General features: G+C 71.1%; 7 protein-coding genes. 4 read left to right on the forward strand and 3 right to left on the reverse strand.

Annotated features, from left to right (window positions below; all coding sequences use genetic code 11):
* Position 1 precedes the first annotated feature (1 nt).
* Entirely contained in the window at positions 2–1,909 is a 1,908-nt protein-coding gene (gene typA, locus KVA01_RS06555; RefSeq protein ID WP_141269425.1) for a translational GTPase TypA, read from the reverse strand.
* Between the two features lie 279 nt (positions 1,910–2,188).
* A complete protein-coding gene (locus tag KVA01_RS12925) occupies positions 2,189–4,456 on the reverse strand; it encodes an alpha/beta hydrolase family protein (protein ID WP_233438792.1) in 2,268 nt (755 codons plus the stop codon).
* A 110-nt stretch (positions 4,457–4,566) separates the two neighbouring features.
* Here KVA01_RS12925 and KVA01_RS06565 point away from each other — a divergent pair, with 110 nt between their 5' ends.
* The 3 genes from KVA01_RS06565 (at position 4,567) to KVA01_RS06575 (ending at position 6,235) form a co-directional block, all read left to right on the forward strand.
* Entirely contained in the window at positions 4,567–5,337 is a 771-nt protein-coding gene (locus tag KVA01_RS06565; protein WP_141269427.1) for an AzlC family ABC transporter permease, read from the forward strand.
* A 1-nt stretch (position 5,338) separates the two neighbouring features.
* Positions 5,339–5,638, forward strand: coding sequence for an AzlD domain-containing protein (locus KVA01_RS06570; RefSeq protein ID WP_141269429.1), 300 nt, complete (start codon positions 5,339–5,341; stop codon positions 5,636–5,638).
* A gap of 318 nt (positions 5,639–5,956) precedes the next feature.
* Complete coding sequence (locus KVA01_RS06575) at positions 5,957–6,235, forward strand: DUF1540 domain-containing protein (RefSeq protein ID WP_141269431.1); 279 nt, start codon at positions 5,957–5,959, stop codon at positions 6,233–6,235.
* A 181-nt stretch (positions 6,236–6,416) separates the two neighbouring features.
* Here KVA01_RS06575 and KVA01_RS06580 read toward each other — a convergent pair whose 3' ends face one another.
* A complete protein-coding gene (locus tag KVA01_RS06580; protein ID WP_233438793.1) occupies positions 6,417–7,268 on the reverse strand; it encodes a hypothetical protein in 852 nt (283 codons plus the stop codon).
* A 146-nt stretch (positions 7,269–7,414) separates the two neighbouring features.
* Between KVA01_RS06580 and KVA01_RS06585 the strand changes: the two genes are divergently transcribed.
* Positions 7,415–8,746 carry a CapA family protein gene (locus KVA01_RS06585; RefSeq protein ID WP_233438794.1) on the forward strand — a complete coding sequence of 444 codons (1,332 nt, stop codon included), beginning with the start codon at positions 7,415–7,417 and terminating at the stop codon, positions 8,744–8,746.
* The last annotated feature ends 184 nt before the right edge of the window (positions 8,747–8,930 follow it).

Raw genomic sequence — 8,930 nt, forward strand, 5'->3', positions numbered from 1 at the left:
ATCAGGCGCGGGCCCGCGCGCGTGCGACCTTCAGACGCTCGTTGGCGTCCAGCACGACCTTGCGGATGCGGATGGCCTCCGGGGTCACCTCCACGCACTCGTCCTCGCGCGCGAACTCGAGGCACTCCTCGAGCGTGAGCTTGCGCGGGGGCGTGAGGTTCTCGAACGTCTCCGAGGAGGCCGCACGCATGTTGGTGAGCTTCTTCTCCTTGGTGATGTTCACGTCCATGTCGTCGGCGCGCGAGTTCTCGCCCACGATCATGCCCTCGTAGACCTCGGAGGTGGGCTCCACGAAGAACGAGCCGCGCTCCTGCAGGTTGATCATGGCGAACGGGGTCACGACGCCGGCGCGGTCCGCGACCATGGAGCCGTTCGTGCGGTACTCGATGTCACCGGCCCACGGCTCGTAGCCGTCCGCGTAGGACGAGGCGATGCCGGCACCGCGGGTGTCCGTGAGGAACTTGGTGCGGAAGCCGATCAGCCCGCGGGAGGGGACCTTGAACTCCATGCGCACCCAGCCGGTGCCGTGGTTGCTCATGCCCTCCATGCGGCCCTTGCGACCGGCCATCAGCTGGGTCACGGCGCCGAGGTACTCCTCGGGGACGTCGATGGTCATGTGCTCGAACGGCTCGTGCACCTTGCCGTCCACGGTCTTGGTCACCACCTGGGGCTTGCCCGCGGTGAGCTCGAAGCCCTCGCGGCGCATCTGCTCCACCAGGATGGCCAGGGCGAGCTCGCCGCGGCCCTGGACCTCCCAGGCGTCCGGACGCTGGGTGGGGAGGATCTTCAGCGAGACGTTGCCGATCAGCTCCTTGTCCAGGCGGTCCTTAACCTGGCGCGCGGTCACCTTGGCGCCCTTGACGCGGCCGGCCAGCGGGGAGGTGTTGATGCCGATGGTCATGGAGATCGCGGGATCGTCCACGGTGATCAGCGGCAGCGGCTGGGGGTTCTCGAGGTCCGTGAGGGTCTCACCGATGGTGATGTCCTCGATGCCCGCCACGGCCACGATCTCCCCGGGGCCGGCGCTCTCGGCCGGGACTCGGTCCAGGCCCTTGGTCGCGAGCAGCTCGGAGATGCGCACGCTCTTGATGGTGCCGTCGTGGCGCGCCCAGGCCACGGTCTGGCCCTTCTTCAGCGTGCCGTTGAAGATGCGCAGCAGGGCGAGACGGCCCAGGAACGGCGAGGCGTCCAGGTTGGTCACGTGCGCCTGCAGGACACCCTCGGGGTTGTAGGACGGCGCCGGGATGTGCTCGATGATGGTCTTGAACAGCGGCTCGAGGTCCTCGTTGCCCGGCAGCTCGCCGTCCGCGGGCTGCTCGGTGGAGGCGCGGCCGGCCTTGCCCGAGGCGTAGACCACGGGGACGTCCAGCACGGCGTCGAGGTCCAGGTCCGGGTGGTCCTCGGCGATGTCCGAGGCCAGACCCAGCAGCAGGTCCATGGTGTCCGAGACGACATCCTCGATGCGGGCGTCCGGACGGTCCACCTTGTTGACGACCACGATCACGGGCAGCTTGGCCTCGAGGGCCTTGCGCAGCACGAAGCGGGTCTGGGGCAGCGGGCCCTCGGACGCGTCCACGAGCAGCACGACGCCGTCCACCATGGACAGCCCGCGCTCCACCTCGCCGCCGAAGTCCGCGTGGCCCGGGGTGTCGATCACGTTGATGGTGATGGTCTCGCCGTTCGCGGCGGGGCCGTCGTAGAACACCGTGGTGTTCTTGGCGAGGATGGTGATGCCCTTCTCGCGCTCCAGGTCGCCGGAGTCCATGACGCGCTCCTCGACCTCCCCGTGGCTGGAGAACGCGTGCGTCTGCTGGAGCATGGCATCGACGATGGTGGTCTTGCCGTGGTCAACGTGGGCCACGATGGCCACGTTGCGCAGATCGGCGCGCTGGGCGGTGTTTTCAGACATACACGAGTCTCTCTTCGCAAGATAGAGGCAGAGGGGATCGGGGTGATTCTACTCCCCTCCGCCAGCCCGCCCGCGCACACGTGACCGATCTCTCCGCCGCTGTTCGCGGTTCTCCCCGGACGACGACGCCGCCCCGCCGGTTCCCGGGGCGCGGCACGGTGACCCGGCGGGCCGGGTTCGGCCCGCCGGCTCGGGGTGGGGCCGCCGGATCGTGGTGGGGCCGAGCCCCTCCGCCCAGCAGTTCAGGTCTGGCGCCCACCCGGCGACCCGGCACCGGGTTCAGCCCAGCAGCTCGGGGCGCTGCCACGGCTCGCCCAGCACGTGCTCAGCCAGGAACGCGAGCACGGTCTCGTACCAGGTGCGGGAGTTGGCGGGCTTGAGGATCCAGTGGCCCTCGTCCGGGTAGTAGAGGAACCGGTGTCCTTCCACCGTGGTGCTGCGCTGCAGGTCCGCCCACAGCTCCAGGCCCTGGGAGACGGGCACGCGGTAGTCCTTGTCCCCGTGGATCACGAGCAGCGGCACCCGGATCCGCTCCACGAACCGGTGCGGGGAGTACGTCGCGGCCTGCTGCGGCCCCAGCGCCTCGCGCCAGACCGTGTTGTCCGTGGTGGCGGTCATCGAGTCCAGGTTCCACAGGGACGCGTGGGTCACGATGCACCGGAACCGTTCGCCGGTCTGCGTAGCGACCCAGTTGGCCATGTACCCGCCGTAGGAGCCGCCCAGCAGCGCCTGCCGCTCGGGGTCGATGTCCGCCCGGGCCGTGCTGGCATCCACGAGCGTCATGACGTCCGTGAACGGTGCCCCGCCCAGTTCCTGCTGGCCGCGCTCGATCATCACCTGCCCGTAGCCGGTGGAGATCGCCGGGTCCGGCAGCAGCACGGCGTACCCGCGGGCCACGAAGGGCCACGGGTTCCAGCGCCAGCTCCACTGGTTGCTGGAGCCCCACGGTCCGCCGTGCACGAAGACCAGCAGCGGGTGACGCGCGCCGTCCCCGCCGTCCGGGAGGGCGAGCCAGGCGCGGATCTCGGTGCCGTCCTCGGCCGTGGTGGTGACCTCCTCGAGACGGCCGGGCACGGCGGCGTCCGGCACCAGGCCGGGGGCCGCCTCGGGCTCCGGAAGGGGCCCAGGCCCGTCCCACACCGCGGTCCTCGCGCCGGCCGTCAACTCCGCACCGGTCGACGACGCCGCGCCGCTCACCGACGCCCCTGCAGCCGACGGCTCCGCACTGCGCTCCGACTCCGCACCACTCGCTGACGCGGCGCCGGCCGACGACTCCGCACCAATCGACGACGACGCCCGCGCGCCGTCGTCGGCCCCAGTCCCGGCGGCGCTCCAGCGGACCAGCTCCGGCGGATGGGCATAGCTCGCCCGCAGTGCCACCAGGTCCCCACCCGCCACGCGCACGGTCGAGTAGGTCCAGTCCTGCCCCGACCCCCCGGCCGCCGTCTCGATCCGCACGGCGCCGCCGTAGGGGCAGCTCACCCGCAGCACGATGCCCCGGCCCCGGTGGTCCGCCGTGCAGACGAGGGAGTCGTCGTCCAGCCACTCGGCGTCCTGCGCCCAGTGCTCGTTCCAGGGCACCACCTCCGTCTCCTCGCCGCTGTGCAGGTCGAGCAGCCACAGGGACAGTGCCATGTTCACGCCGTCGCGCCACGCCCGGTGCCGAGTGAGCACCACGCGGGATCCGTCCGGACTCACCGCCCCCGGTGACCACTGATCGGTCAGGGAGCAGTCGTGCAGCAGCTCGGCCTCTCCCCCGCCGGCCGGACTCTCCAACGAATGGTCCGGCCACGCCGTGCGGTCCGTCTCGGAGGGGACCGCCGGCAGCGGGACCCGCCACAGTCGCGAGCGCTCCACGCCGCCGTCGAGCAGCACCGCCGTCTCCGCGAGCACCCACGTGCCGTCCGGGGCCGCGGAGAACTCGTGCAGGCGCCCGGCCGGGAAACCCACGCGCCGCACGGCCGTCACGGCGTCGTCGTCCGACGTGAGCGCGGCAGTGTCCAGGAACCAGAGCGCGTCCTCCGCCGCCGGGAGGTCGTGGTCCCAGAAGCGGATGGGCGAGCGGTCGTAGAGGATCGCGCTCGCACCGGTGTCCTCCCGCCGGTCGTGGATCTCGCAGGTGCGGGCGATCTCGTCACGCGCGCCCCGTGCGGCCGGGTACAGACCGGAGACGAAGAACAGGCGGTCCCCGCCCAGTCGCAGGCGCGAGATCCCCTCCGGCATGTCCAGGACTACCCGTGCCTCACCGTGCACGGGCAGCAGCCAGAGCCGGGTCCGCTTCTCGTCGTCCCCGGCCACGGGACGGTCGGAGGTGAACCACACCGCGCCGGAGGCCGTGGGACATGCCTCCTTCACGCCGTGGTCGCCGTGGGTCAGCCGCGTGGTCTCCCCCGACGCCGGGGCGGCCCAGAGGTGCGTGACGTAGCGCGTGCCGTCCGAGGAGAGCTCCTGGCGCAGCGCCACCACCGGGCCCTTCCTGTGCGCCGCGAGACCTGTCAGTCGAGGGGTTGCCACGAGGTCTGCAGGGTGCGAGCAACGAGAGGTCATATGGTGCACATTACAGTCGCCCGGACGGCGGTCGAGGCCCTCGTCGGAGCCCGTTCACGCTAGCGTGACCGAGGACCAGCACGGCGATCGGCAAGGAGCACGGGCCCCGCATGAACACGGAGAAGGGCAGTCTGCCGTGGGCGCTGAAGGTCACCCTGCCGGTGGCCATGGGCTACCTGCCGCTGGGGATGGCGTTCGGTGCGTACAGCGTTTCGCTGGGGTTCGCGCCCTACCTCGCACCGCTCACCGCGCTCGTGGTCTTCGCGGGCTCCATCGAGTTCCTGCTCGTGGGCCTCGTGGCGTCCGGGGCGGGTCTCGCACAGGTCGCCCTGACCACGCTCCTCGTGAACAGCCGCCACATCTTCTACGGCTTCTCCTACCCGGCACAGCTGCTGCGCTCTCCGTTCGCCAAGTTCTACGGCCCCTATGCCCTCACGGACGAGGCGTACGCGCTGATCACCAGCGGCGTGCACCCCACCACGCAGCGCGAGCTGCTGCTGATCCAGGGGGTCTCGCACTTCTACTGGGTCTTCGGAGCCGCGGTGGGTGCCGTGGCCGGCGGCCTGATCCCCGAGTCCTACGACGGCTTCGACTTCGCCCTGACCGGTCTGTTCTCCCTGCTGTTCGTGGACGCCCTGGCCGGGGCCTCCCGGAAGCTGGCCATCCTCGCCGCCGCGGGGGTCTCCATAGCGGTCGGCCTGCTGCTGCCGCGCGAGCTCTTCCTGCTGGGCTCCATGCTCTGCTACGCGGTGCTGTGCTTCCTGCTGGTGCGGTACAGGGGCCGTGCGGGCCGCTCGGGCCCGGCGGGTCCCGCGGGTCGCGCCGACGATACGGGCCGGTCGGACCACTCCGACCCGGACACGGCAGAAGGGACGGTCTGAGATGATCCCCGCCATCATCGTGTGCGCCGCCGTGACGCTCTCGCTGCGCCTGTTCCCCGTCATGCTCGCGCACCGCTTCCGGGACCGTGAGGACCTGCGCGAGCTCGCCGCGCTGCTGCCCGCGGGCCTCATGCTGATCCTGGTGGTCTACACGCTGCTCGAGGCGGACTCCGGGGTTCAGCTGACCCGCCTGGTGCTCGCGGCGGTGGTTTCGGTGCTCGTAAACCTGGGTGTGAAGAACTTCCTGCTGGGATTCGTGGCAGGCTTTCTGGCCTATTCCCTCTCCGGCTTCTTCTTCTGAGCCGCCGCTTCCGGGCTCCACCCCCGGGAACGACGCCGCCGCCGGCACCTCGCGCGCGCCCCCGCCGGCCTCGCGTGCGGCCCGGATCCGCGGAATACCGGGGCTGTCGAGGCTCCCACCACGGCCGGTGGTAATAGGAAACACTCTGGTTTTTAATCCACTGAGGTATTACTTCATTCCCCGGAGGGTCTGCCAGGCAATTAGAAAATACCCGCGTGCCGTAAGGTAGAACTTACTGGACGGCCTCGAAAAAGGGTTTTACTGTCGTCTCAACGTCATCCGCTGAGTCGAGCACCACCCACACCCGAGGAGCACATCATGGCAACTCTCACCACCGTTTCCACCTGCACCGCCACCGGCTGCGCCTTCAACGACAACGGCTGCAAGGCCCCCGCGATCACCGTGGGCGGCCAGGGCGCCGAGGCCTCCTGCACCACGTTCGTCTCCCTGGATGCCCGCGGTGGCCTGCCCACCGCCAACGGCCAGGTGGGCGCGTGCCAGCGCCTCGAGTGCACGTTCAACAAGGACCTGCTGTGCACCGCGTCCTCCATCGAGGTCACCGCGGATGCCAACTGCAGCAGCTACGAGGCCGCCTGAGCCTCGCAGCACGCCGGGGGTGACACACCACCGGAACGTTCGGTCGCACGACCTCACCCATGACGAAGGACCGCGGGAACTCCCGCGGTCCTTGGTCGTGCACGCGGACGGCTGCGTGTGCCCAGGCGGTAGGCACTTGGGCGCTGAGCCCTCAGACGGTATGCACTCTGGCCACCTACGCTCAGGCCGCAGCGTGCGCGCCGAAGAGCGAGCGCAGGTTGGAGGTCAGCTCCCCCAGAGAGGTCTTGCCCTGCTGGAACGGCACGAAGTAAACGCTCGTGAGCTGTTCGCCGTGCCGCAGGACGGTCACCCCCGTGAGGTCCACGTCCACCACGAAGTCCTTGTTCATGGCGTGCGAGCAGCCTCCCAGCGAGGGCTTCTGCGTGAGCACGTGGGCCGGGACCCAGCCCTGCTCAGCGGCGTCGCACATGGCGGCGAGGTCCGCGCGGTCCACCCCGGTCACCACGTCCAGACCGGCGGACTCGGTGTCCGCGACGGCGTCCGGGGCGTCCCCCACGCCGTGGTGGCGGTGGTCCAGGAGCTGGCCGAAGGTCAGCGGGGTGACCCCGGCGCCGTCGTGCAGCACCACGCGGGAAACGTCCAGGACGCCTAGCCGGCCGTGGGGTGCGCTCGCCACGGCCGCGACGAGCTCGGGGACGCCCCCGGTGCCCGTGAGCAGCTCGGCGTCCAGCGGGTGCAGCCACTCGAGGACCGCGAGCAGGTGGGCGCTCGCCGCGACGATCCGCACGTTGGGCTCGGGAGCCACCTTGGTGACATCCACGCGCACGTCCATGGGCTCGCCGGTGACCACGAGATCCTCGCCGACCTCCTGGGGGTCCACGATCGCGGCAACCACGAGCTCGCCGCGCCGGGTGAAGCCGTGGGCCACGGAGTGCAGCACGGGCTGCTCGTCCAGGCGGTAGGCGACCACGCTGGCCTGCCCGGCCCCCGCGAGCATCCTGTGGGCGAGCGAGACCGCCCGCTCCTCGACCCTCGCGTGCCCGCGGTGCACCTGGTTGTTCGACCGACCCACGACCGTCCCCGCTCATCTCGACTGCAAAACTTAGGAAAGCCTAACCTGCACGTGGGCGATCCGAAAGCCGAAACGACAATTGGGGCACAATTTCATGACCTAAATCGTCACGGGGTGCCGGACACGCCCCGCGTTAGCATCGGTGCATGACCCTCTCGCCTGCACCGTCGCCGGCCCGGGGAGCCCGCCGCGGCCTGCCCCTCCGCCTTCCGGCAACCCTCGCCGCGGTCACCCTGCTGCTCACAGCCGGCTGCGGCGCACGGGAGCACGACGCCGCCGGGGACGCCGCGGCGTCGTCGTCCGGCGGGGCGTCGGCGGCGAGTGGGGACGCGGGCGCGAACCGCGCGGCACCGTCCCCCGGCCCCGGCAGGGGGCCCGCGTGCCCGGAGGACACGTGCATGACGCTGGCCGTGAGCGGGGACATGCTGCTGCACGAGGGGCTGTGGAGCCGCTTCGCCGCGGACCCGCAGCGCACGGACGGCGCGAACTTCGACTTCGCTCCCCTGCTCGCGGAGCAGAAGCCGTACCTGGACGCGGCGGACGTGGCCGTGTGCCAGGCCGAGACACCAGTGGCTCCGAGCGGCGGGCCGTACTCGGCCTACCCGGAGTTCAGCGTGCCACCGGAGATCTTCACCGCCGCGAAGGGCGCGGGCTACGACGCCTGCACGTCCGCGAGCAACCACACCGTGGACCAGGGCGTGGCGGGTGTGGAGCGCACCCTGTCCACCCTGGACCGGGCAGGCCTGCAGCACACCGGGTCCTACGCCTCCGAGGCGGACGCCGAGCAGCCTATGATCGTCGACACGCCCACCGGAAAGATCGCCGTGGTCACCGGGACCAACAGCCTCAACGAGAAGCCCCAGGACGCCCCGTGGCGCGTGGACCGGCTGCGGGACGGCGCAGACCCGCGCGTGGGAGAGGACACCGCGGCCCAGGACGTGGCCCACGCGGTGGCCCAGGCGGAGAAGGCACGGGAACAGGGCGCGGACGTGGTGGTGGCCGCGATGCACTCGATCCTCGAGTACACGGACACCGCGGACGAGTACCAGCGGACGACCGCGCACGCGCTCGCGGACTCCGGTGCCTTCGACGCCGTCTACGGCCACGGCTCCCACAGCGTGCAGCCCATCGAGAACTACCACGGCCGGTGGATCGTCTACGGGGTGGGCAACAACGTCACCGAGACCGCGCCGCCCGTCAACGAGTCCAACAACCAGGGGATCACCGCACGCTTCCAGTTCGCCCGGGAGGGCGACGGCGCGTGGCGTGTGAGCGACCTCGCGTGGGTCCCCAGCTCCAACACCCGCGGCGGCGAGTACGCGTGGTGCCCCGTGGCCTCGGACGCCCCCTCAGGTGTGTGCCGCTCGGAGGCGGAGGACCGGGCGATCCGCGAGCGCATCGCCGGGATCGTCACCACGGACTCCGCGCGGGAGCACGGGCTGCACGAGTGGAAGCTGAGCGAGGACCGCGCGAGGTGAGCGGACGGGTCCGGGTCCCGGGTGACCCGGTTTCCCCGGGCGGCCCCCTGAACCCCGCGCACAGGAGGCCCGGGCAGCGCGTCCGCCTGGACGCGGGGCGCGCAGACCTGCGGGCTTCTGCCGGCCCGTCCACGACCTGGCACCGCACACGGCACCGGCCCGGTCCCCCGTACGGGGGACCGGG

The sequence above is a fragment of the Kocuria varians genome (assembly GCF_006539885.1).
In the GTDB taxonomy this organism is placed as follows: Bacteria; Actinomycetota; Actinomycetes; order Actinomycetales; family Micrococcaceae; genus Kocuria; species Kocuria varians.

What these genes read in the sequence shown, in the direction of transcription:
- KVA01_RS12925 (WP_233438792.1), bottom strand. Translation starts at nt 4,456, where the DNA reads ATGACCTCTCGTTGCTCGCACCCTGCAGACCTCGTGGCAACCCCTCGA.
- KVA01_RS06585 (WP_233438794.1), top strand. Translation starts at nt 7,415, where the DNA reads ATGACCCTCTCGCCTGCACCGTCGCCGGCCCGGGGAGCCCGCCGCGGC.
- KVA01_RS06575 (WP_141269431.1), top strand. Translation starts at nt 5,957, where the DNA reads ATGGCAACTCTCACCACCGTTTCCACCTGCACCGCCACCGGCTGCGCC.
- KVA01_RS06565 (WP_141269427.1), top strand. Translation starts at nt 4,567, where the DNA reads ATGAACACGGAGAAGGGCAGTCTGCCGTGGGCGCTGAAGGTCACCCTG.
- KVA01_RS06570 (WP_141269429.1), top strand. Translation starts at nt 5,339, where the DNA reads ATGATCCCCGCCATCATCGTGTGCGCCGCCGTGACGCTCTCGCTGCGC.
- typA (WP_141269425.1), bottom strand. Translation starts at nt 1,909, where the DNA reads ATGTCTGAAAACACCGCCCAGCGCGCCGATCTGCGCAACGTGGCCATC.